A 26580-nucleotide genomic window follows, 5' to 3' on the forward strand; every position below is an offset into this window, starting at 1 on the left:
TCATGCCAACCCCATCTCCTGGTCGATGAACCGTGCCAGCTCCTCGGCCGAGGCGCCGGCCAGCTTGCCGGCCACGTCCTCTCCCGGGGCGGCGGGTGTTTCGGTGAGCGTCGCGAGCAGCTGCCGGAGCCGGCCCACCGCGGCCGTACGCACGGAGTCGTCCACCCCGTCACTCAGCGCGGCCTCCAGCCGGCTCAGGTCGCCGAGCGGGTCCGCGGCGGCCGGATCCTCACCGCGGAGCTGCTCGTCGAGGTGCCCGGCAAGCTCGCTGACGGTCGGGTAGTCGAAGACGAGCGCCGCGTCCAGGCGCAGCCCGGTCTCCCGGGTCAGCGCGGTGCGCAGCTCGACCGCGGTCAGCGAGTCGAACCCGAGGTCGCGGAACGCCAGCCCGGTCTCGATACCGGACGTGTCCGGGTGGCCGAGCACGAGCGCCGCCTGGGTCCGGACGATCTCGATCAGGGCCGCCCTGCGGTCCGGGCCGCTGAGCGCGGTGAGCCGCGCCTGAGCCTCCCGGGCGTTGCCGGCGGCACTCTCGTCCGGGGCCGGGTCGGCCCGCAGCTCGGGCAGGTCGGCGAAGAACCGGCTGGCCCGGCCCGCGGTGAACGTGGCGACGAAGCGCGGCCAGCTCATGTCCGCCACCGTGAGGCACAGGTCGCCGCCGTCCACCGCCGCGGCCAGGGCGGTGACCGCGAGGCCCGCGTCGAGCGGGTTCAGGCCCCGCTCGCGCAGGTAGCCCGCCACCTCGGGATCGGCGGCCATGCCGGACCCGGCCCACGGGCCCCACGCCACCGCGGTGCCCGGACGGCCGGTCGCGCGCCGCCGGTGCACGAGGGCGTCGAGGTACGCGTTGGCGGCCGCGTAGGCGCCCTGCCCACCGCTGCCCCACACACCCGCGACCGACGAGAACACCACGAACGCGTCGAGCGGCAGGTCCGCGGTCAGCGCGTCCAGGTGCGCCGCGCCGTCCACCTTGGCCCGTACGGTGCGGTCGTAGGCCTGCGCGGTCAGCGTCGCGATCGGCCCGGTGTCGCCGGTGCCGGCCGCGTGCAGGACCGCGGTCAGCGGCAGTTCGGCGGGGATCGTCGTGAGCAGTCCGGCCAGCGCGTCCCGATCGGTGACGTCGCAGGCCGCCACGGTCACCCGTGAGCCCGTTGTCTCCAGCTCCGCGACCAGGTCCGCCACGCCGGGCGCCCCCGCACCACCCCGGCTGACCAGCAGCAGGTGCGGTGCGCCACGGCCGGCGACCCAGCGGGCGGCAGCCGCGCCGAGCGCGCCGGTGCCGCCGGTGATCAGGACGGTGCCGGTGGGCGCCCACGGCTTGTCCGCCGTGGCGGGTCCGGCGTGGCGCAGGCGCCGGGCCAGCACGGTGTCGGGCCGGACCACGATCTGGTCCTCGCCGCCCGGGGCGGCGAGCACGGCGGTCACCCGCGCACCGTCGGCGTCGGTCAGTTTCTCCGGTACGTCGATCAGCCCGCCCCAGCGCCTCGGGTACTCGAGCGCGGCGACGCGGCCGAGACCCCAGATCTGCGCGCGGTCCGGGACGGCCGGGGCCTCACCGGGCTGGACGCCGACGGCGCCGCGGGTGAGGCACCACAGCGGTACGTCGAGCCCGGCGTCGTCCAGGGCCTGCAGCGCCGTCAGCATGGCGGCCGGGCTGTCGAGCACCGAGAGCACACCGGCGGGCGCCGTACCCGCGGGTGTCGTCGCGGCGGCGTGCAGCCGGGCCGCGAGCGACACGCGGTCGTCGCCGGCGTGGATCGGCACCTCGATCACCGTGGCCGCGGCGCGGGACAGGGCACCGGTCACATCGGCCGGGGCGACACCGTCGGGGGTGAGGACCAGCCAGGCGCCGGACAGGACGGACATCTGCGGTACGGCGATCGGCGTCCAGGTGACCTCGTAGCGCCAGGGGTCGGTGGAGGCCTGCGGGCGGGCGATCGGGCTGGGCCAGTAGTGCTCGCGCTGGAACGCGTACGTCGGCAGGTCCACCCGGCGCCCGGCCGGGAGCACGGCTGCCCAGTCGACCGTGACCCCGACGACGTGCAGTTTCGCCACAGCCTCCAGCGGCCGGTCCCCCCGCACGACGACGGCCTCGTCGTCCACGCAGGTGGCCGCCATCCCGGCGAGCACCCCCGACGGACCGACCTCCAGGAACCGGGTCACCCCGCGCTCCGCGAGCTGCGCGATGCCGTCGGCGAACCGCACCGCCTCGCGAACCTGACGCACCCAGTAGTCCGCGTCCCACCCGTCCATCACCAACGGGATCCGCGGTTGTCCGTAAGTGATTGTCGCCGCGACGGCCCGGAACTCGTCGAGCATGGGCTCCATCAACCGCGAGTGGAAAGCGTGCGACACCTGCAGGCGTTTTGTCCGCCTATCCGTGGTCAAAGCTTCGATCGCCTCGACCGAGCCGGACACCACCACCGACGTCGGACCGTTCACCGCAGCAACATCCAGCGTGTCGCCGATGATCGAACGAACATCCGCCTCGGAAGCTTCGATCGCCAGCATGGCACCACCCGCAGGAAGCGCCTGCATCAGACGACCACGAGCGGACACCAACCTGATCGCATCGTCGAGATCGAACACACCGGCCACGTGCGCGGCGGCGAACTCACCGATCGAATGACCGAGCAGGTGGTCCGGGACGACGCCCCAGCTCTCGTAGAGGCGGAACAACGCCACCTCGTACGCGAACAGGGCGATCTGGGTGTGCCGGGTCTCGTGGATCCGCTCATCAGCGACAACCTCGTGCCGCGAAGCCACCGCGTCGTAGGCCTCGGCGAACACCGGGTGACGCCGGTAGAGCTCGTCGGCCATTCCCGGCTGCTGCGAGCCCTGGCCGGTGAACAGCATGGCCAGGCGGCCGGGGCCGGAGACACCGGTCAGCACCTCGCCCGAACGGCGGCCGGCAGCGACGGCTTCCAGACCGGCGGCGAACCCGGCCGGGTCGTCGGCGATGACGACGGCCCGATGCTCCAGGCTCGCCCGTGTCCCGGCCAGCGCCGCCGCCACGGCGGCGACATCCGGTTCCGCCACGGTGCTCAACCGCCCGGCCTGTCCCCGCAAAGCCTGTGCGGATCGCCCGGACAACAACCACGCCGTCGGACCGTCCTGCACCGGACCGTCCTGCATCGGGCCGGCCGCAGCCGGCTCGTCACCGGCGGGTGCCTGTTCGAGGATCGTGTGCGCGTTCGTCCCGCTGATGCCGAACGACGAGACGCCCGCCCGGCGGACCTCGCTGTCCCACGACCGGGAGGACGTCAGCAACTGCACCGCACCGGTGGACCAGTCCACCTGATCGGTCGGCTTGTCCACGTGCAACGTCGACGGCAGCACGCCGTGCCGCATCGCCATGACCATCTTGATGACACCGGCGACACCCGCGGCGGCCTGCGTGTGACCGATGTTCGACTTCACCGAGCCGAGCCACAGCGGCCGGTCACGCTCCTGACCGTAGGTGGCCAGGAGTGCCTGCGCCTCGATCGGGTCGCCGAGCCGGGTGCCGGTGCCGTGTCCCTCCACCGCATCCACATCGGACGTGCTGAGGCCCGCCGAGGCGAGGGCCTGCCGGATGACGCGTTGCTGCGAGGGGCCGTTCGGGGCGGTGAGGCCGTTGGACGCGCCGTCCTGGTTGACCGCGCTGCCCCGGACGACCGCCAGGACCTGGTGACCGTTGCGGCGGGCGTCGGACATGCGCTCGACCAGGAGGAGACCGGCGCCCTCGGCCCAGCCCGTACCGTCCGCGGCACTGGCATAGGCCTTGCACCGGCCGTCGGTGGCCAGCCCGTCCTGCCGCGCGAACTCGGCGAACACCTCCGGGCCGGTGATGACCGTGACGCCACCCACCAGCGCCATCTCGCAGTCGCCGTTGCGCAGGGCCTGCACCGCCCAGTGCAACGCCACCAGCGAGGACGAGCACGCGGTGTCGACGGTGACGGCCGGGCCCTCCAGGCCGAACGTGTACGCCACCCGGCCCGAGATCACGCTGTTCGCCGTACCCGTGAGCAGGTGTCCCGCGGCCTCGGTGGCCAGCTCGCTGTTCAGGCCGTACCCGGAGTTGGAGGCGCCGACGAACACGCCCACCGGGCGCCCGCGCAGCGACCTCGGGTCCACGCCCGCCCGCTCGAACGTCTCCCACGACACCTCCAGCAGCATCCGCTGCTGCGGGTCCATCGCCAGGGCCTCGCGCGGCGAGATCCCGAACAGGCCGGCGTCGAACCGCGACGCCTCGGGGATGAACCCGCCGACCGGCGCGAACGCCGAGTCCGGCGGCACGTGCCAGCCGCGGTCGTCGGGGAACGCCACCATCGCGTCCCCGCCGTCGAGCACGAGCTGCCACAGGTCCTCCGGCGACTGGACGCCGCCCGGGAAGCGGCACCCCATGCCGACGATCACGATCTCGTCGTCGGTGGTGGTGACGCGGGTGACCTGCCGCGCTGCCGGCTCGGCGGCGCCGACCAGCTCGGTGAGCAGGAAGTCCGCGAGCTCGGCGGGCGTCGGGTAGTCGAACACCAGCGTGGCGGGCAGCCGCAGGCCGGTCGCGGCGTTGAGCCGGTTGCGCAGCTCGACGGAGGTCAGCGAGTCGAAGCCGAGGTCCTTGAACGCCTTGTCCGCGCCGACGGCGTCCCCGGAGGCGTGCCCGAGCACGGCAGCCGCACCGGAGGTCACGACGTCGAGCAGCACCCGGCGGCGGTCCGCCGCGGGCAGCGCGGTGATCTCGCCGGCCAGACCGGTCGCCGCGGCGGGCAGCGCGCGCCGGCGGGACGGCCGGGCGAGGGCCCGGAACAGCGGCGGCACGGATCCGGTGTCGCCGCCGGGTCGCAGAGTGAGCGTGATGGGTACGAGGTGGCTCTGCGGCCCGCGCAGCGCCCGGTCGAAGAGGCTGAGTCCGAACTCGTGCGACAGGCTGCCACCGATCCGCGCCACGTCACGCGCACCCAGCGAACCCGCCATCCCGGAGTCGTCGGCCCACAGGCCCCAGCCCAGCGACAGCGCCGGCAGACCCGCGGCCTGCCGCAACGACGCCAGGCCGTCCAGGTACGCGTTGGCGGCCGCATAGTTCGCCTGCCCCGGTGACCCGAACGTCGCCGCCGCCGAGGAGAACGCGACGAACCACGCGAGGTCCATGTCCCGGGTCAGCTCGTGCAGATGCCGGGCCGCGGCGGCCTTCGGCTCCCACGTCGTCGCCACCCGCTCGGGCGTCATCGTCGCGAACACGCCGTCGTCGAGGACACCGGCGCAGTGGATGACACCGGTCAGGCGCACGCCGTCGAGCAGCCGCTCCAGCGCCGCCCGGTCGCTCACGTCCACGGCGGCCACCCGGGCCGTCGCGCCCAGATCGGCGAGCCTGCTCACGAGCTCGTCCCCACCACCGCGGCGGGAGACCAGAAGCAGATCACGCACACCGTACGCGCGGACGACGTGCTCGGCGAACAGCGCGCCCAGCATGCCCGTGCCACCGGTGATCAGCACCGTGCCGTCCGGGTCCACCGGCGCGGGCAGCGTGAACACGTTCTTGCCCACGTGCCGTGCCTGCCCGATGTGCCGGAACGCGTCGGCGGCGTCGCGCAGGTCCCACGCCCGCACCGGCGACAGGGTCAGCGCCCCGGTCTCGAACAGCGCCACGAGCTCGCCCAGCATCTCCCCGATCCGCTGCGGACCGGCCTCGGACAGGTCGAACGCCCGGTAGCGGACGGGCAGCAGCGGTTCGGGGTCGCGGACATCGGTCTTGCCCATCTCGGCGAACCGGCCACCGGCTCGCAGCAGACCCAGCGACGCGTCGACGTAGTCACCGGCGAGCGCGTTGAGCACGACGTCGACCTGCGGGAACGTGTCGGCGAAGGCCAGGTCACGAGACGACGCGATGTGCTCGTCGTCGAGGCCGGACCCGCGCAGCGTCGCCCACTTGGCCGGGCCGGCGGTGCCGAAGACCTCGGCGCCCCAGAGCTGCGCGAGCTGGACGGCGGCCATGCCGACGCCACCGGTCGCGGCGTGGATCAGCACGCGTTCGCCTTCGGCGAGCTCGCTCAGGTCGCGCAGTGCGTACCAGGCGGTCAGGAACACCATCGGCACCGATGCGGCCTCGGCGAACGTCCACCGCTGCGGCATCTTCGCGAGCACCCGGGCGTCGGTGACCGCGAGCGGGCCGAAGCCGCCGGACAGCAGGCCGAACACCCGGTCGCCGACGGCCAGGGCGGTGACGTCGGGCGCCACCTCGACCACCACGCCGGCTCCCTCGGCGCCCATCACACCGGGCTCCGGGTACATGCCCAGCGCCACCATGACGTCGCGGAAGTTGATGCCCGCGGCCCGGACCTGCAGCCGGACGTGGCCGGGTGCCAGCGGGGCGAGGGCCTCGGGCGCCGGGACGAAGCTCAGGTCGTCCAGGGTGCCGCCCGCGACCGTGTCGAGCCGGTACGCATCGGTGCCGTCCGGCAGCGTCAGCGCGTCCCGGGCGCGGACCAGCCGCGGCGCGAACAGCTCGCCGCCGCGCAACGCCAGTTGGGGCTCGTCCCCCGCCACCGCGGCGAGCAGCACGTCCCAGGACGCGTCGTCGACGTCGACGAGCACGATCCGGTCCGGGTTCTCGCTCTGTGCGGAGCGCAGCAGCCCCCGGGCCGCCGCGGCGTCCGGGTCGCTCACCGGTGTGCCGGCCGGGACCGCGCCGCTGGTCAGCACGACGATCCGCGCGTCGCCGGCCATGTCGAGCAGCGCGCCCACCTGGCGCAACGCGACCTGGACGGGCTCCGTGGCGGGCAACCGCAGCAGCACGTGGTCCGGCGCCGCCTGGCCGAGCTCGGCCAGGTCCTCGATGGACGGCACGCCGAGGCGGGCGGCGAGCGCGGTGTCGCCGAGCACCACAGCCCTGGTCGTCGCGGGGTTCTCCGGTGCCGGGACGGCCTGCCATTCGACGGCGAACAGCGCGTCACGGGCAGCGGCGTCGCCGGCGGTGGCGAGCTGGGTCGCCGCGACCGGGCGCAGCACGAGGCTGTCCACCAGCGCGATCGGGGCGCCCGTGCCGTCGGCCACCTCGACGCGGACAGCGTCCGGGCCGGCGGGAGTCAGGCGCACCCGGGCGGCGGCGGCGCCGACCGAGCTGAGCTGCATGCCGGTCCACGAGAACGGCAGCCAGACGCCACCGGGCTCGACGAACCGGCCCAGGCCGCTGGCGTGCAGGGCGGCGTCGAGCAGGGCGGGGTGCAGGCCGTAGCGGTCGGCGTCGCCCTGGGCGGGGTCGCCGAGCGCGACCTCGGCGTACACGTCGTCACCGAGGCGCCAGGCGCGGCGCAGGCCCTGGAAGACCGGGCCGTAGCGGTAACCGGCGTCGATGCTGCGCGTGTAGTAGCCGTCGAGGTCGACCGGCTCACCACCGGCCGGCGGCCAGGCCGCGAGGTCGAAGGCGGGGGCGGGGGCACCGGTGCCGAGGAAGCCGGCGGCGTGGCTGGTCCAGACGTCGTCCTCGGCCGTACGCGACGAGATCCGCACCGGCCGGTCGCCGGAGCCGTCCGGGGCGCCGACCCGGACCTGCAGCTGGACGCCGCCGTTCTCCGGGATGACCAGCGGGGCCTCGATGGTCAGCTCGCGCAGCACCGCGGCGCCGGCGTGCTGCCCCGCGTGCAGGGCCAGCTCGACGAAGCCGGTGCCGGGCAGCAGCACCCGTTCCATGATGGTGTGGTCGGCGAGCCAGCCGTGGGTGGCCACCGAGAGGCGGCCGGTCAGCACGAGCCCGTCGCCGTCGGCGAGGTGCACCGCCGCGGCGAGCAGCGGGTGACCCGCGGCTGCCTGGCCCGCGGAGGCGGGGTCGCCGGTGAGCGCGCCGGGGCGCGGCCAGAAACGGCGGTGCTGGAACGCGTACGTGGGCGGGTCGGCGAGCGGACCCGCCGTGGTCAGCACGGAGCCCCAGTCGACGGTCGCACCGGCGGCCCAGATCCGTCCGGCGGCGCGCAGCAGCGCGGTCCGGCCGTCCTGGTCGCGGGTCAGCGTGCCGGTAACCGTGCCGCCGGCGGGCTCGGCGCGGTCCTGCAGCCCGGCGGCGAGCACCGGGTTCGGGCTGACCTCCACGAACGTGGTGTGCCCGGCGGCGACCAGGGCGGTGACGACCTCGTCGAAACGGACCGGCCGGCGCGCGTTCTCGTACCAGTAGGCGGCGTCGAGACCGGCGGTGTCGAATGCGGCGCCGGTGACGGTCGAGTGGAACGGCACCTGCGAGGAGCGCGGTTCCAGACCGGCCAGTGTGTCCAGCAGGTCCGCGCGGACCAGCTCGACGTGGTGGGAGTGGGAGGCGTACTCGATCGGCACCCGGCGGGTCCACAGTCCCTCGGCCGCACAGCGCTCGGCGACCGCGGCGAGCCCGGTCTCGTCACCCGAGACGACCGTCAGGCCGGGCCCGTTGTACGCGGCGACACCGATCCCGTCGAGATCCGCGATCAGCCGCTCGGTGCGTCCGGCGCCCGCGCCGACGAGCTGCATGCCGCCGAGCCCGCCGAGCGTGCGCAGGATCCGTGAGCGGGCGACCATCATCCGCGCGGCGTCCTGCAGGCTCAGGCCGCCCGCGACGACGGCGGCGGCGATCTCGCCCTGCGAGTGGCCGACCACGGCGGCGACGCGGATGCCCAGCGACAGCCACACCTCCGCGAGCGACACCGTGACCGCCCAGAGGATCGGCTGCAGCATGTCGTCGCGGTGCAGCCAGCTCGCGTCGCTGCCACGCAGCACGTCGCTGACCGACCAGCCGACCAGACCGGCGAGCGCCGCCTCGCACTCGCGGATCCGCTCGGCGAACACCGCGTCGGAGTCGAGCAGGTCAGCGGCCATACCGGCCCACTGGCCACCCTGGCCGGGGAAGACCAGCACGACGCCGTCGGGGCCGCCCGGGACCGCGGGGCCGGTGCCGACATCCGCGAGGGCGGTGGCGAAGGACCCGGCGTCGGTGCCCACCACGACCGCGCGGTGGTCCAGCACGGCGCGACCGGCCAGGGCCCGGGACACGGCGTGCGGGTCGAGGGTGGTGCCGGCGCTCAGCGCGTACGCGGAAAGCCGCTCGGCCTGATCACGCAGAGCGGGCAGCGTCCTGGCGTGCAGGAGCCAGACCGCCGGGCCGGAACCCTCGGCACGGGCCGGGGCGGCGGCGGGCGGTTCCTCGATGACGATGTGCGCGTTGGTGCCGCTGAGCCCGAAGGACGAGACGCCGAAGCGGCGCGTACGCTCGCCGCGCTCCCACGGCTGGGCCTGCGTGAGCAGCGAGACGGCGCCCGCCGACCAGTCGACGTGCGGGGTCGGCTCGGCGGCGTTCAGCGTCGCGGGAATCGTGGCGTGACGCAGCGCCATGACCATCTTGATGATGCCCGCGACACCGGACGCGGCCTGCGTGTGCCCGATGTTCGACTTGACCGACCCGAGCCACAACGGCCGGTCCCGATCCTGACCGTACGTGGCCAGCAGCGCCTGCGCCTCGATCGGGTCACCGAGCCGGGTGCCGGTTCCATGCGCTTCGACGACGTCCACATCGGCGGGTTTCAGGCCCGCCGACGCGAGCGCCTGCCGGATCACGCGCTGTTGCGAGGGACCGTTCGGGGCGGTGAGGCCGTTGGAGGCGCCGTCCTGGTTGACAGCGCTGCCGCGGACGACCGCGAGCACCTCGTGGCCGTTGCGGCGCGCGTCGGAGAGCCGCTCCAGCAGCAGGACGCCGACGCCCTCGCCCCAGCCCGTGCCGTCCGCGTCGGCCGAGAACGCCTTGCAGCGCCCGTCGGCGGCGAGCCCGTCCTGCTTGCCGAACTCCGCGAACGCTCCGGGCGTACTCATGATCGTGACACCACCGGCCAGGGCCAGCGAGCACTCCCCCGCCCGCAGTGACTGCGCGGCGAGGTGCAGAGCCACCAGCGACGACGAGCACGCGGTGTCGACGGTGACCGCCGGGCCCTCCAGGCCGTAGGTGTACGCCAGCCGGCCGGACAGCACCGCGGCCGCCGCACCGGTCACCGCGTACCCCTCGGCGTCCTCGGCACCTCCGACCAGCAGCGCCAGGTAGTCCTGGCTGTTCGTGCCGACGAACACGCCGGTGTCGGTGCCGGCCAGCCCACGGGGGTCCAGGTGTGCCCGCTCGAACGTCTCCCAGCTCGCCTCGAGCAGCAACCGCTGCTGCGGGTCCATGGCGAGGGCCTCGCGCGGCGAGATGCCGAACAGCTCGGGGTCGAAGTCGCCGGCGTCGTACACGAAGCCGCCGAGCCGCTCGTAGCCGGTGCTCGCGGTGGCCCAGCCGCGGTCCTCGGGGAACGTGCCGATGCCGTCGCCGCCGCCGAGCACGAAGTCCCACAGCTCCTCGGGGCTGCGTACGCCGCCCGGGTAGCGGCAGGCCATCGCCACGATCGCGATCGGCTCGTCGGTGGAGGTGGCGGTGACCGGCCCGGCGGGCACGGCCGCGGCGGCGCCGAGCAGTTCGTCGCGCAGGAGGTCCGCCACGGCCAGCGGTGTGGGGAAGTCGAACACGAGCGTGGCGGGTAGCCGCAGCCCGGTCGCGGTGTCGAGCACGTTGCGCAGCTCGACCGCGGTCAGCGAGTCGATACCCAGGTCGCGGAACGCGCGTCCCGGTTCCACATCGGACTCGGAGCGGTGGCCCAGCACCCCTGCGGTGTGCGCGCGGACCAGGTCGAGCAGCAGCGTGCGGGCGGCCGCGGCGTCCAGCCCGGCGAGGCGACGTCGCAGGTCCGGCTGGGCCGGGGCGGCGGTGACCTGTGCCTCGGGCAGCGCGGCGAGCAGCCGGGTGGGCCGCGCGGCGGCGAGCCCCGCGGTCAGCACCGGCCAGTCGACGTCCACCAGCACCGGGTTCGGCTCGGTGCGGCCGAGCACGCGGCGCAGCGCGGCGAGCGCGAGCGCCGGGTCGAGCGGCGGCAGGCCACCGCGTCGCAGCCGGCGGGCCACCGCATCGTCGGTGGTCATGCCCGGACCGGCCCACGGGCCCCAGGCGACCGACGTGGCGGCCTGGCCCCGGCTGCGGCGCCGGCGGGCGAGCGCGTCGAGGTAGGCGTTGGCGGCGCCGTAGTTCGCCTGCCCGGCGCTGCCGATGGTGCCCGCGACGGACGAGAACAGCAGGAACAGCGGCAGGTCGAGGCCGGCGGTGAGCTCGTCCAGGTGCAGCGCGGCGAGCGCCTTGGCCCGCAGCACGCCCTCGAACCGCTCCGGGGTCAGCGCCGTGAGAATGCCGTCGTCGAGCGTGCCGGCGGCATGCACGACGCCCCGCAGCGGCTCGCCTTCGGGCAGCTCCGCGAGCAGCCCGGCCAGCGCGTCCCGGTCGGCGACGTCGCAGGCTGCCAGGGTGACCCGGGCGCCCAGCGCGACGAGCTCGTCGGCCAGCTCCCCCGCGCCCGGTGCGCCGGCGCCGCGCCGGGAGACGAGCAGCAGATGCGGAACACCCTCGGTGGCGAGCCAGCGGGCGACGTGCGCCCCCAGGCCGCCGGTGCCGCCGGTGACAAGGACCGTGCCGTCAGGGGTGGTGAAGCCGGTGCCGGCGTCCCCCGCGGCCCGTTCCAGGCGCCGCCCGAACACGCCGGCCGCGCGGATGGCGACCTGGTCCTCGACGTCGTTGCGCTGGCTCAGGACCGCGGCGAGGCGGTCGCCCGAGCGGGTGTCGAGCAGCTCGGGCAGGTCGGCGAGGCCACCCCAGCGGCCGGGCAGTTCGAGCGCGGCGACCCGGCCCAGGCCCCAGACCTGCGCCTGGCCGGGCTCCCGGATCGGATCACTCTCGGACACACCGGTCGCGCCGCTGGTGAGGCACCAGAGCGGGGCGTCGAGGCCGGCGTCGCCGAGCGCCTGGATGAGGGTCGCGGTGAGGGCGGTGCCGGCGGGCAGAGCGGGCTCACCGCCTGCTGCGTGGGCGGTCAAGGACACGACACCAGCCGGTTGTACGCCCGAAGCCGCCGCCCGCAGCGTTCCGGTGAGGTGCTCCCGGTCGTGGTCCGCGCCCGCGAGAACCACCCGGCGCACGTCGGCACCGTGACGGGTCAGCGCGGCGGCCACGTCGTCGTCCTCGACGCCCGCCGGGGTGACGAGCAGCCACGTACCGGTCAGCGCCGCCGTGGGCAGGCCGGTGAGCGGCGCCCAGGTGACCCGGTACTGCCACGAGTCGAGCACGTTGCGGTCGCGTTCGCGGCGGCGCCAGGCGGCCATCGCGGGGAGCAGGTCGCTGAGCGTGGAGCCGTCGGTGACGTGCAGGGTGCGGGCCACGGCGTCGGTGTCGTCGCGGTCGATGGCCGCCCAGAACGTGTCCTCGGCCGCTCCCGCGCCGCCGGTGGTGGTGACCGTGTCCGTGGCGGTGCGCCAGGCCGGTTCGATCCAGTAGTGGTCGCGCTGGAACGCGTACGTCGGCAGCTCGACCCGGTGCCCGGCGGGCAGCACGGCCGTCCAGTCCACGCCGACACCGGCCACGTGCAGCTTCGCCGCGGCCTCGAGCGGACGGTCACCGCGCACGACGACGTCGTCGCCGTCCACGCAGGAGGCCGCCATGCCGGCGAGCACACCCGACGGTCCGACCTCCAGGAACCGCGTCACCCCCTGCGCACTCAGCTGTGCGATGCCGTCGGCGAAACGAACAGCCTCACGCACCTGCCGCACCCAGTAATCCGCATCCCACCCGCCCATGACGAGCGAAATCGACGGCTGCGCGTACTCGATCGTCTCCGCGACCGCACGGAAATCGTCGAGCATCGGCTCCATCAACCGCGAATGGAACGCGTGCGACACCTGCAGACGTTTTGTCCGCTTATCCGTGATCAAAGCATCAACCGCCGCGACCGGACCGGACACCACCACGGAGGTCGGACCGTTCACCGCGGCAACATCGAGATCATCGCCGATGATCGAACGAACATCCGCCTCGGAAGCCTCGATCGCCAACATCGCGCCACCCGCAGGAAGCGCCTGCATCAGACGACCACGAGCGGACACCAGTGTGATCGCATCATCCAGATCGAACACACCCGCCACGTGGGCGGCGGCAAGCTCACCGATCGAATGACCAAGCAGGTAATCGGGCGTGATGCCCCAGCTCTCGTACAGCCGGAACAACGCCACCTCGAACGCGAACAGAGCGATCTGCGTGTGCTGCGTCTCGTGAACACGCTCATCGGCAACGACCTCGTGCCGCGAAGCAACCTCGTCATAGGCGTCGGCGAACACCGGGAACCGCTCGTACAGATCAGCGGCCATGCCTGGCGTCTGGGACCCCTGGCCGGTGAACAGCATTGCCAGGCCGCCGGGGGCGGCGACGCCGGAGACGACCCCGGTTGCCGGGCGGTCCTGCGCCAGGGCGTCCAGAGCCGCCCGGAAGCCGGCGGGCTGCGCGGCGATGACCACGGCCCGGTGTTCCAGGGTCGCGCGGGTGCGGGCCAGGGCGGCGGCGACCGCGGCCACGTCCGGCTCGTCCACCGCGCGCAACCGGGCTGCCTGCCCGCGCAACGCCTGCGCTGAGCGGCCGGACACCAGCCACGCCGTCGGGCTGTCAGCGGGTGCGGCGAGCGGCTCCGGGTCGTCGAGGGCCGGCGGCTGCTCGATGATCGTGTGGGCGTTCGTCCCGCTGATGCCGAAGGACGAGATGCCCGCGCGGCGTACGGTGCTGTCCCACGTCCGGGCGGTGGTCAGCAGCTGCACGGCGCCCGTGGACCAGTCGACCTGGCGGGACGGCTCGTCGACGTTGATGGTGGGTGGGAGGACGCCGTACCGCATCGCCATGATCATTTTGATCAGGCCCGCCGCGCCCGCCGCGGCCTGGGTGTGACCGATGTTCGACTTGACCGAGCCCAGCCACAGGGGCCGGGTGCGCTCCTGGCCGTACGTCGCCAGCAGCGCCTGCGCCTCGATCGGGTCACCGAGCCGGGTGCCGGTGCCGTGGCCTTCCACGACATCCACGTCCGCGGCGCTCAGCCCGGCGGTGGCCAGGGCCTGCCGGATGACGCGCTGCTGCGAGGGGCCGTTCGGGGCGGTGAGACCGTTGGAGGCGCCGTCCTGGTTGACCGCGCTGCCCCGGACGACCGCGAGGACCTCGTGGCCGTTGCGGCGGGCGTCCGACATCCGCTCGACCAGGAGCAGACCGACACCCTCCGCCCAGCCGGTGCCGTCGGCGGCGTCCGCGTACGACTTGCAGTGTCCGTCCCCGGCCAGGCCGTCCTGGCGGGCGAACTCGCTGAACAGCTCGGGACCGGCCACCACGGTGACCCCGCCCGCGAGCGCCAGCTCACATTCCCCGGCACGCAGGGCCTGCGCGGCCAGGTGCAGCGCGACCAGCGACGACGAGCACGCGGTGTCGATGGTGACGGCAGGACCCTCGAAGCCGAACGCGTACGACACCCGGCCCGAGATGACGCTCGTGGAGCTGCCGGTGAGCATGTGCCCCTCGGTGCCCTCGGGCAGCACGCCGCCGACGCCGTACCCGGAGTTCGTGGCGCCCACGAAGACGCCGACCGGGCGGCCACGCAGCGAGCGCGGGTCGACGCCGGAGCGCTCCAGCGTCTCCCACGACGTCTCCAGCAGCAGCCGCTGCTGCGGGTCCATGGCCAGCGCCTCGCGCGGCGAGATCCCGAACAGGCCCGCGTCGAACTGCCCGGCCGAGTGGACGAAGCCGCCGACGGGTGCGTACGTGGGATCGTCGGGAACGTACCAGCCGCGATCGGCGGGGAACGCGGAGACGCCGTCGCCGCCGGAGAGCACGAGCTGCCACAGATCCTCGGGCGACTCGACACCGCCGGGGAAGCGGCACGCCATACCGACGATCACGATCTCGTCGCCGTCCACCCGCGACGGCGCCACGACGGCGGCGACCGGGCCCGCGTCGCCGGACAGCTCGCCCAGCAGGAATGCGGCCAGGGCCAGCGGCGTCGGATGGTCGAAGATCAGCGAGGCGGGCAGCCGCAGACCGGTGGCCGCATCCAGCACGTTGCGCAGCTCGACCGCGAGCAGCGAGTCGACCCCCAGGTCGCGGAACGCCACGTCGGCACCGACCGCGGTGGCGCCGTCGTGCCCGAGGACCGCGGCGGCGTGCCCGCGGACGAGCTCGGTGAGCAGGCGCAGCCGGGCCGGGGCCGGGCGGGACGCGAGCCGGCTGCGCAGGTCCGGTCCCCCGGCGGGGCCGGTGGGCGCGGCGGGGGCGGCCGGCGCGGCGGGCAGCAGGTCGGTGAGCAGTGCGCTCGGGCCCGTACGCGTCAGCACCGCCGGGTCCACGTCGACGATGACGGTGACCGGGTCCGGCGCCGCCAGGGCGCGACGCAGCGCGGCCAGCGCGGGACCGGCCGGCATCGGCGGCATCCCACCCCGGCGCATCCGCTGGGTGACGGCGTCGTCGACGGCCATACCCGCGTCCGCCCACGGTCCCCAGGCCACCGACGTCGCGGGCAGTCCCCGGTCGTGACGGCTGAGGGCGAGCGCATCCAGGTACGCGTTGGCCGCCGCGTAGTTCGTCTGCCCGGCGCTGCCGAGGATGCCGGCGATCGACGAGAACAGCACGAAGAACGCAAGCTCCAGGCCGGCCGTGAGCTCGTCGAGGTGGGCGGCGGCCAGTGACTTCCCGGCCAGCACCGCCTCGAACCGCTCATCGGTCAGCGTCGGCACGGTCCCGTCGTCGAGCACGCCCGCGGTGTGCACGACACCGGTCAGCGGCAGATCCTCCGGGACGGCGGCGAGCACCCCGGCCAGCGCGTCACGGTCGGTGACGTCACACGCGGCAACCGTCACCCGGGTTCCCGCCGCGGTCAGCTCCGCGACCAGATCGTCCGCACCGGGCGCAGCCGGACCGCGCCGGCTGACCAGCACCAGGTGCGGCACCCCGGCCCCGGCCAGCCACCGGGCGACCTGGGCACCCAGCGCTCCCGTACCGCCGGTCACGAGCACCGTGCCGGTCGGGGCGGTCCAGGCTTCCCCGGTGACGGGCGCCGCGCGGTGCAGGCGACGGCCGAACACACCGGACGCCCGGATCGCGACCTGGTCCTCTCCGGCCCGGTCACCCGCGTCCTGCGCCAGCACGGCGGCGAACCGGCCCGCGGCCCGGGCGTCGAGCGTGGCGGGCAGATCGATCAGGCCACCCCACGTACCGGGCTCCTCCTGCGCGGCAGCCCGGGCGAAACCCCACACCATCGCCTGCACCGGCGAGGTCAGCCGGTCCGACCGGCTCGCCCGGACGGCACCGCGCGTCACCCAATGGACAGGTGTACGCCGAGTGCCGCCGACAAGCGCCTGGAGCAGGGCAACAGACGCCCGCAGCCCCTCGGTGAGCGCGGTATGCCCGGCAGCGGGTTCCTCGGACAGCCCGAGCAGGCTGACAACACCGGCCGGATCGCCCGGCTCCGCCTCGTCGAGCAGCAACCGCACCGCGTCACGGTCGGCACCAGCCGGCACGGCGACCATGACAACGGTCGCGCCGGCCCGCCGCAGTGCCTCGGCCAGGTCGGCAGAGGTGGCGTCGGCGGTTGCCGGGGTGACGAGCAGCCAGGTGCCGTGGAGGCGGGTGGCGGGCAGCGGGGCGAGGGGCGCCCAGTCGATGCGGTAGCGCCACGCGTCGGCGGCCTGGTCCTCGGTGGAGCGGCGGCGCCACGAGGACAGCGCGGGCAGGACGGCCCGGAGTTCCTCGTGGTCGTCGATGCGCAGCGCGGCGGCCAGCTCGGCGAGGTCGCCCTGCTCGACGACCTGCCAGAACCGGGTCTCGCTGCCGGCCGCGGTGACCGGCAGCCAGTTGATCGGTTCCGGCCAGTACCGACGGCGCTGGAACGCGTACGTGGGCAGCGGGGTACGGCGCCCGGCCCCGCGGTGGATCGCGGGCCAGTCCACCGGCACACCGACGACGTGCAGCCGCGAGACCGCATCGAGCGGCCGGTCACCGCGAACGACAACAGCATCGCCGTCCACGCAATGGGCGGCCATCCCGGCCAGCACACCCGACGGCCCGACCTCCAGGAACCGCGTCACCCCCTGCGAACTCAGCTGAGCGATGCCGTCAGCGAACCGGACAGCCTCCCGCACCTGCCGCACCCAGTACGCCGCATCCCAACCGTCCATCACCAACGGAATCGACGGCTCCGCGTAGCTGACCGTTTCCGCGACCGCCCGGAACTCGTCGAGCATCGGCTCCATCAACCGCGAATGGAACGCATGCGACACCCGCAGCCGCTTCGTCCGCCTATCCGTCCTCAGCGCCTCGATCGCCGCGACGGAACCAGACACGACCACGGACGTCGGACCGTTCACCGCCGCAACATCCAGTGTGTCGCCGACGATCGACCGAACATCCGCCTCGGAAGCCTCGATCGCCAACATGCCACCACCCGCAGGAAGCGCCTGCATCAAACGACCACGAGCAGACACCAGCCTGATCGCATCGTCGAGATCGAACACACCCGCCACATGCGCGGCGGCAAGCTCACCGATCGAATGACCCAGCAGGAAGTCCGGAACGATCCCCCAGCTCTCGTACAAGCGGAACAACGCCACCTCGAACGCGAACAAAGCGATCTGCGTGTGCTGCGTCTCGTGAACACGCTCATCAGCGACAACCTCGTGCCGCGAAGCCACCTCGTCATAGGCGGCGGCGAACACCGGGAACCGCTCGTACAGATCCGCGGCCATGTCCGGCGTCTGAGACCCCTGGCCCGTGAACAGCATCGCCATCCGGCCGCGCACCGCCATGCCGGACAGCGCGCCCGGCTCACCGGCGATCAACGCGCGCAGCCCCTCGGCCCCGGACACCACCGCGCGGTGCTCCAGCGTCGCCCGGGTCGATGCCAGCGACCATCCGATGTCGCCGGCAGGCACGTCGGGGCGGTTCTCGATCAGATCGTTCAGGGCGACGGCCTGGGCGGTGAGCGCCTCAGCGGTACGCGCGGACAGCAGCCACGGCAACGGCGCCGCAACCGGCTGCGGTGCGGCAACCGCAGGCGTGGCGACCTCCTCGAGGATCACGTGCGCGTTGGTGCCGCTGATGCCGAACGACGACACCGCGGCCCGCCGCGGACGGCCGGCCTCCGGGAACGGCCGGGCCTCGCTCAGCAGCGACACCGCGCCCGCCGACCAGTCGACGTGTGGCGACGGCTCGTCCACGTGCAGTGTCGCCGGCATCATGGCGTGCCGCAGGGCGAGCACAGCCTTGATCAGGCCGGCGGCACCGGCGGCGGCCTGGGTGTGGCCGATGTTGGACTTGACCGAGCCGAGCCAGAGCGGGCTGCCGGACGGGCGGTCCTGACCGTACGTCGCGAGCAGGGCCTGCGCCTCGATCGGGTCGCCGAGCCGGGTCCCGGTCCCGTGCGCCTCCAGCAGGTCGATGTCGCCGGTCGTGAGCCCGGCGGAGGCGAGCGCCTGCCGGATGACGCGTTGCTGCGAGGGGCCGTTCGGGGCGGTCAGCCCGTTGGAGGCGCCGTCCTGGTTGATCGCGCTGCCGCGGACCACGGCCAGTACCTCGTGACCGTTGCGGCGGGCGTCGGAGAGGCGCTCGACGAGCAGCAGGCCGGCTCCTTCGGCCCAGCCCGTACCGTCGGCCGTACCCCCGAATGCTTTGCAACGGCCGTCGGACGAGAGCCCGTCCTGACGGCTGAACTCGGCGAATACCTCCGGGCCGTTGATGACGGTGACGCCGCCGATGAGGGCGAGGTCGCAGTCGCCGGTCTGCAGGGCCTGCGCGGCCCAGTGCAGGGCGACGAGCGACGACGAGCACGCGGTGTCCACGGTGACGGCGGGGCCTTCGAGGCCGAATGCGTACGAGAGCCGCCCGGACGCGACGCTGGTGGCGGAGCCGGTGAGCAGGAATCCCTCGACGCCGTCGGCGACCTGTTTGCCCATGCCGTAGTTGGAGGTGGCCGCGCCGATGAACACGCCGGTGCGGCTGCCGCGCAGCGCGACGGGGTCGATGCCCGCGTCCTCGAACGTCTCCCAGGCGGTCTCCAGCAGCAGCCGCTGCTGCGGGTCCATGGCGAGCGCCTCGCGCGGCGAGATCCCGAAGAAGGCGGCGTCGAAGTCGATGGCGTCGTAGACGAAACCACCGGCCTGCGCGTACGAGATGCTGCCGTCACCGAGGTCCCACCCGCGGTCGGACGGGAACTCGGTGATCGCATCGACCCCGCCGTCGAGCAGGCGCCACAGGTCGGCGGGGTTGCGGACCCCGCCGGGGAACCTGCATCCCATGCCGACGATGGCGATCTGGTCGTCGGTGGTGGAGCGGCGGGCGCGGGCGGGCTGTGCGGCGGCGGTCTCGGCCACACCGGCGAGCTCACCACGCAGGTACGCGGCCAGCGCCTCCGGTGTCGGGTAGTCGAACACGAGCGTGGCGGGCAGCCGCAGCCCCGTGGCGGCGTTGAGCCGGTTCCGCAGCTCGACGGACGTCAGCGAGTCGAAGCCCAGGTCCTTGAACGCCTGGCCGGGTCCGATCTCGGCGGTGGAGGCGTGGCCCAGTGTCCCGGCGGCGGCGGTCGCCACCAGGTCGATCAGCATCCGCTGCTGGTCGGCGGCGGTGCGGCCGGCGAGGCTGCGGACGAGCCCGGCGGCCTCGGCGCCGCCGGTGCCGGCGCGACGCAGCGGTGCGGGAGCGAGCGCGCGCAGCAGGGCCGGCAGCTCCTCGGTGGCCGCCCTGACCCGCAGCGCGCGGACGTCGACCCGGGCCGGCACGAGCTGCGCGGCGTCCATGAGCAGCGCCCGGTCGAACAGGGCGAGGCCGAGGTCGGCGGTGAGCGCGCCGCCGGCCTGGGTGGCCCGGGCCACGTCGCGCCCGGCGAGCTGGGCGGTCATGCCGGCCTGCTGGTCCCACAGGCCCCAGGCGAGGGCCAGCCCGGCGGCGCCACGGGCGTGGCGCTGCGACATGAGCCCGTCCAGGTACGCGTTCGCGGCGGCGTAGTTGCCCTGCCCGGCGGAGCCGAGCGTGGCCGCCACCGACGAGAACACCACGAACCAGGCGAGGTCACGGCCGGCGGTCAGCTCGTCGAGCAGCTGCGCGGCGGCAGCCTTGGGTGCCCACACCGTGGCCAGTCGGTGCGGGGTGAGCGCGCCGAACACGCCGTCGTCGAGCACGCCGGCGCAGTGCAGCACGCCGGTCAGGTCGACGCCGTCGAGCAGCCCGGTGAGCGCGGCCCGGTCGGTGATGTCGCAGGCCTCGATCGTGACGTCGGCGCCGAGCGCGGCCAGGCGGGCGGCGAGGTCGGTGGCGCCGGGGGCGGCGAGACCCTGCCGGCTGGTGAGCAGCAGGCTGCGTACGCCGTACGCCCGGACGACGTGCTCGGCGAACAGCGCGCCGAGCTGGCCGGTGCCGCCGGTGATGAGGACCGTACCGGCGGGGTCGAGCGGGCGGGTCTCGACGGGCCCGGCAGTCGCCCGGACCAGGCGGGGCGCCCGGGCGATGCCGTCGCGCAGGGCGATCTGTGGTTCACCGAGCTCCGCGGCGGCGAGCACGGCGGATGTCGACGCCTCGGTGCCGTCGATGTCGACGAGCACGATCCGGCCCGGGTTCTCGGTCTGGGCCGAGCGCAGCAGACCCCACACCGCGGCGCCGGTCAGGTCCTCGGCCGGGCCGTCCACCGCGCAGGCGCCGCGGGTGAGCACGACGAGCCTGGATGCGGAGTGGTCCGCCGCGAGCCAGCGCTGGGCGACGTCGAGCGCGAGTTCCGTACCCTCCTGCGGGGTGCCGCCGGTGATCGGCAGGACGACCAGCGCGGGCACGTCGGTGTCCGGCAGGTCGTCGAGGTGTACGGCGCCCAGCGCGCGAGCGTGTCCGGCGTCCCGCAGCACCACGGCATCCGGGACGTCGGCGGTGGCCGCAAGCGCAACAGCCTGCCAGTCCACGGTGAACAGTGAGTCGCGGACCGGGCCGGCGTCGTCGCCGGGGCGGTTGTCGGCCAGCGGCCGCATGGTGAGGCCGGTGACCGTGGCGACGGGCGCGCCGGTGCCGTCGGCCAGGTGCAGCGCGATCGTGTCGGTGCCGGCCGGGCTGAGCCGGGCGCGCAGGGACGCGGCCCCACCGGCGTGCAGGGCGGCGCCGTTCCACGAGAACGGTAGCCACACACCGTCGCCGCTGACGAAGCTGCCGAGACCGACGGCGTGCAGGGCGGCGTCGAGCAGGGCGGGGTGCAGACCGAAGCGGGCGGCGTCCTCGCGGGCGGAGGCGGGCAGGGCCACCTCGGCGTAGACATCGGTGCCGAGCCGCCAGGCCTGTCGCAGACCCTGGAAGACCGGGCCGTACTCGTACCCGGTGCCGGCACTGCTCTCGTAGAGGCCTTCGACGGCAACGGGTTCGGCGTCCGGCGGCGGCCAGGTGGCCAGGTCGCGCGGTGTGGCGGCCGGGGCGTGGCTGAGCAGGCCGTCGGCGTGACCGGTCCACTCGTCGTCGGGGCCGGGGCGGGAGGAGACGCGGACCGGGCGGTCCCCGGCGACGTCGGGCGCGCCGAGGCGTACCTGTAGCTGCACTCCCCCGGTCTCGGGCAGCACGAGCGGCGCCTCGATGGTCAGGTCGCGCAACGTGACCGCGCCGACGAACCGGCCGGCGTGCAGGGCCAGCTCGACGAAGGCGGTGCCGGGCAGCAGGACCCGGCCCATGATCCGGTGGTCGGCCACCCACGGGTGGCTGCCGGTGCCGATCCGGCCGGTGAGGACCAGCCCGTCGCCGTCGGCGAGCCACACAGCGGCGGCGAGCAGGGGGTGGGCGGCCGGGGCCAGGCCCGCGGAGGTGAGGTCGCCGGTGCCGCCGCCCGGGAGCGGCCAGTAGCGGCGGCGCTGGAACGCGTACGTCGGCAGGGTGGCCCGCGTGACCCGTTCGGAAGGAGCCGTGCCGAGCAGCGCGTCCCAGTCGAGACGGGCGCCGGCGGTCCAGATGCGGGCAGCGGCGCTCAGCAGCTCGTCGCGGCCGGAGCGGTCGCGGCGCAGCGTGCCGGTGACCGTGCCGCCGGTGGGCCCGGTCCGGTCGGCCACGCCGCCGGTGAGCACGGGGTGCGGGCTGCACTCGACGAACGTGGTGCAGCCGTCGGCGACCAGCTGCCGGATGACATCGTCGAACAGCACGGGCCGCCGCGCGTTGGCGAACCAGTACTCCTCGTCCAGCGTCGCGGTGTCGACGCGGCCGCCGGTGACCGTGGAGTAGAACGGGGTGTGGCCCGGCTGCGGGCTGATCCCGGCCAGTGCCGCCACGAGCTCGTCGTGGATGCGGTCGACGTGCGCGGAGTGGGAGGCGTACTCGATCGGGACCCGGCGTGACCACAGGCCCTGCTCGGCGCAGCGCGCGCCGACCACGGTGAGCCCGTCCTCGTCGCCGGAGACGACGGTCAGGCCGGGGCCGTTGACGGCTGCCAGGCCGACGCCGACGATGCCGTCGAGCAGGTCGTCGAGACGCTCGGCGCCGATGCCGACGAGCAGCATGCCACCGAGGTCGGCGAGCGTACGCAGGATGCGGGAGCGCACCACCATCAGCCGGGCGGCGTCGGCGAGGCTGAGCGCACCGGCGACCACGGCCGCGGCGATCTCGCCCTGGGAGTGCCCGACGACGGCCGCGACGGCGACGCCGAGGGAGCGCCACACCTCGGCGAGCGAGACCATGACCGCCCAGAGCACCGGCTGCAGCACGTCGTCGCGCTCCAGCCAGAGCGCGTCGGTGCCACGCAGCACCTCGGAGACACGCCAGTCGACGTGCTCGGCGAGGGCCTGCTCGCACTCGGCGATGCGGGCGGCGAAGACGGGGTCGGTGTCGAGCAGGTCGGCGGCCATGCCGGCCCACTGGCTGCCCTGGCCGGGGAAGACCAGGACGACCTCGCCGGTGCCGGAGCCCGCGGCGACGCCGGTGAGCAGGCCGGGGGCGTCGGTGTCGCCCGCTGCCAGCCGGGCGAGCGTCGCGGCGGCCTCGTCGTGGCCGGTGGCGAGTACGGCGGCGCGGTGCGCGAGCGGGGCACGGTCGTGCGCGAGGGCGCGACCGACGGCGAGGGTGCTTCCGGCGGCGGGGTCGAGGGTCGCGAGCCGGGCGGCCTGCGCGTGCAGTGCCTCGGCGGTGCCACCGGACAGCGGCCACAGCACGGTTCCGGTGACCGGCGGCTCCGGCTCCGGCACACGGACGGGTACCGGCGGCTCTTCGATGATGACGTGGGCGTTGGTGCCGCTCATCCCGAACGACGACACACCGGCGCGCCGGATCCGGTCGCCTGCGTGCCAGGTACGCGGTTCCGTGAGCAGCTCGACCGCGCCCATCGACCAGTCGACGTGGGGTGTCGGCGCATCGACGTGCAGCGTGCGGGGCAGTTCACCGTGCCGCATCGCCATCACCATCTTGATGACGCCCGCGACGCCGGACGCGGCCTGGGTGTGGCCGATGTTCGACTTGACCGACCCCAGCCACAGCGGGTCACCGGCACGATCGCGACCGTACGTGGCGAGCAACGCCTCGGCCTCGATCGGGTCACCCAGCGTGGTGCCGGTTCCGTGGGCTTCCACCACGTCGACGTCGGCGGCCGACAGGTCCGCGGCGGCGAGGGCCTGCCGGATGACGCGCTGCTGGGAAGGCCCGTTCGGCGCGGTCAGACCGTTCGAGGCGCCGTCCTGGTTGACTGCGCTACCGCGTACCACGGCAAGAATTTCATGGTTGTTGCGCTGGGCATCCGACAGCCGCTCGACCAGCAGCAGGCCGACACCCTCACCCCAGCCCGTGCCATCAGCGGCAGCAGCGAACGCCTTGATCCGACCGTCCGCCGCCAAGCCACGCTGACGACTGAACTCGGTGAAGATACCCGGCGTCGAAATAACCGCCACACCACCGGCGAGCGCCAGGTCGCACTCGCCGGACCGCAACGCCTGCGCGGCGAGGTGCAAGGCGACCAGCGACGACGAACACGCCGTATCCACCGTGACCGCAGGGCCCTCGAGACCGAACGAGTACGAGATCCGGCCGGACACCACACTCGCCGAACTACCCGTCGCGAGATAACCGTCCGTGTCCGAGCCGCCGGTGGCGAGCAGCGCGAGATAGTCCTGGCTGTTCGTACCGATGAACACACCGGTGCGGCTGCCCGCCATCCCGCGGGGGTTCAGCGATGCCCGCTCGAACACCTCCCACGAGGCTTCCAGGAGCAGACGCTGCTGGGGGTCCATCGCGACCGCTTCACGCGGCGAGATCCCGAACAGGCCGGCGTCGAAATCGGCGACACCGGCCAGGAAACCACCGGCCCGGGTGTACGAGGTGCCGGGCCGGTCCGGGTCCGGGTCGTACAGGGCACCGAGGTCCCAGCCGCGATCGGACGGGAACTCGGCGACGCCGTCCACGCCCTGCATGACCAGGCGCCACAGGTCCTCGGGCGACTCGACACCGCCCGGGTAACGGCAGCTCATCGCGACGATGGCGATCGGCTCGTCGAGACCGTCACGGCGCAGTACGACGTCGTCACGCCGGACGTCGCCCGGTTCCTCGGCCAGCAGTGCGCGCAGGTGCTCGCTCAGCGCGGAAGGATTCGGGTAGTCGAAGACGATGCCGGCCGACAGGGTGAGGCCGGTGACGGTGGCCAGCCGGTTGCGGAGCTCGACGGCGGTGAGCGAGTCGAAGCCCAGGTCCTTGAACGGCTTCCCGGGCTCGATCGCGTGCGTGTCGGAGTAGCCGAGGACGGTAGCCACCTCGGTGCGGACCACGGTGAGCAGCATGCGGCGCCGCTCGGTCTCGCCGACGGGGGCCAGGCTGCGGCGCAGGGCGTCCGACGCGGCCGCGGTGGGGGCCTGCTCGGGCTCGGCACCGGCCAGCTCGTCGAAGAGCCGGTTGGCGCGGACCGCGGTGAACGTGGACCGGAAGACCGGCCAGTCGACGTCCGCGACCACCACGGTGGTCTCGGCGGCGTCCACGGCCCGGCCGAGCGCGGCGATGGCCACCGGCACGGCGAGCGGGCGCAATCCACGGCGGCGCAGGTAGTCCTCGGCGCCGGCGTCGGTGAGCATGCCGGCGTCGGACCACGGGCCCCAGGCGATGGCGGTGGCGGGCTTCCCGGCGGCGCGGCGACGCTCGGCGAGGGCGTCCAGGAACGCGTTGGCGGCACCGTAGCCGAGCTGGCCACCGCTGCCCCACACGCCCGAGATGGAGGAGAACAGCACGAACGCGTCGAGCTCGCCGGTCAGCCTGTCCAGGGTGGCCGCACCTTCGACCTTGGCCCGCATGACGGACGCCAGGCGATCGGGGTCCAGGTCGGCCAGCTCGACGGTGTCGACGGCTCCGGCGGCGTGCACGACGGCCCGCAACGGGAACTCGGCGGGGACCGCCGCCAGCACCCCGGCCAGCTCATCCCCATCGGCCACATCACAGGCCACCACGGTCACCCGGCAACCGGACGCCTCGACGTCGGCCACGAGCTCCGCGACACCCGGCGCGTCCGGGCCACGACGCCCGACGAGCAGAATGTGCTCGGCACCTCGTCCGGCGAGCCAGCGCGCGACGTGGCCGCCCAGGGCTCCGGTGCCGCCGGTGACCAGGACCGTGCCGCGCGGCTCCCAGGTGGTGGCCGGTGCCTCGCCCCCCGCGTCGATCAGCCGGCGGACGTAGGTGGCGCCGGGGCGGACGACCAGCTGGTCCTCGCCGGTCTGACCCAGGGCCGCGACCAGCGCGTTCCCGGTTGCCTCGTCCAGGACGGCGGGAATGTCGACCAGGCCGCGCCAGGTTCCCGTGGCCTCGAACGCGACCGCCCGACCGGCACCCCAGGTCAGCGCGCCGCGGTCCGAGCCTGCCGGGGCGTCGGGGCCTACGGCTTCGCGGGTCAGGGCCCAGATCTGTACCGCGGTTCCGGCGAGGGCCTGCATCGTGGTGGCCAGCGTGGCCGGATCGGCGTCGACCAGGACCAGGGTCCCGGCCGTCGGCAGCCCGGCCGGGTCGGCGTCCTCGGACAGCGTGACGGTGGCGCCGGCTGAGGTGAGGGCCGCGGCGATGTCGTCGAGGCCGGTGCCGAGGAGGTGCCATTCGCCGTCGAGGGAGGCGGTGGTCAGCTCGGCCGGTTGCCAGGAGATCCGGTAGCGCAGCTCGCCGACCAGGTCGTCGGTGCGCAACCCGAGCCGCCAGCGGGACAGGGCGGGCAGCAGCGTGCTGAGTTCGTCGTGGTGGCGGTCGAGGCGCAGGGTGGCGCTGAGGGCGTCGACGTCCCGGTCCTCGACGGCACGCCAGAAGCCGGCCTCGGCGGCGTGCGCGGCGGTCGGCGTGGGCCAGGCGGGCCGGATCCAGTAGTGGTCGTGCTGGAACGCGTACGTCGGCAGCTCCACGCGGTGCCCTGCCGGCAGCACGGCTGTCCAGTCCACGCCGACGCCGTTCACGTGCAGCCGCGCGGCCGCCTCCAGCGGCCGATCACCCCGCACGACAACGTCATCGGCGCCCAGGCAGGTGGCCGCCATCCCGGCGAGCACCCCCGACGGCCCGACCTCCAGGAACCTCGACACCCCGTGAGCGCTCAGCTGGGCGATGCCGTCGGCGAACCGCACCGACCCGCGCACCTGACGCACCCAGTAGTCCGCGTCCCACCCGTCCATCACCAGCGGGATCCGTGGCTGCGCGTAAGTGACCGTCTCCGCAACCGCGCGGAACTCCTCGAGCATCGGTTCCATCAGCCGCGAATGGAACGCATGCGA

Annotated in this window: 1 protein-coding gene (only partly in view); it reads right to left on the minus strand. The window is 74.2% G+C overall.

Going from position 1 to position 26580, the window contains the following annotated elements:
* Window positions 1-26580 carry the 3' portion of a type I polyketide synthase gene (locus Aco04nite_RS49315; RefSeq protein ID WP_244876660.1) on the minus strand. It continues 6672 nt past the right edge of the window, so only the last 26580 of its 33252 coding nucleotides appear in the window; its start codon lies beyond the right edge, outside the window; the stop codon is at window positions 1-3.

This window comes from Winogradskya consettensis, from assembly GCF_018332715.1.
Classification (GTDB): domain Bacteria; phylum Actinomycetota; class Actinomycetes; order Mycobacteriales; family Micromonosporaceae; genus Actinoplanes; species Actinoplanes consettensis.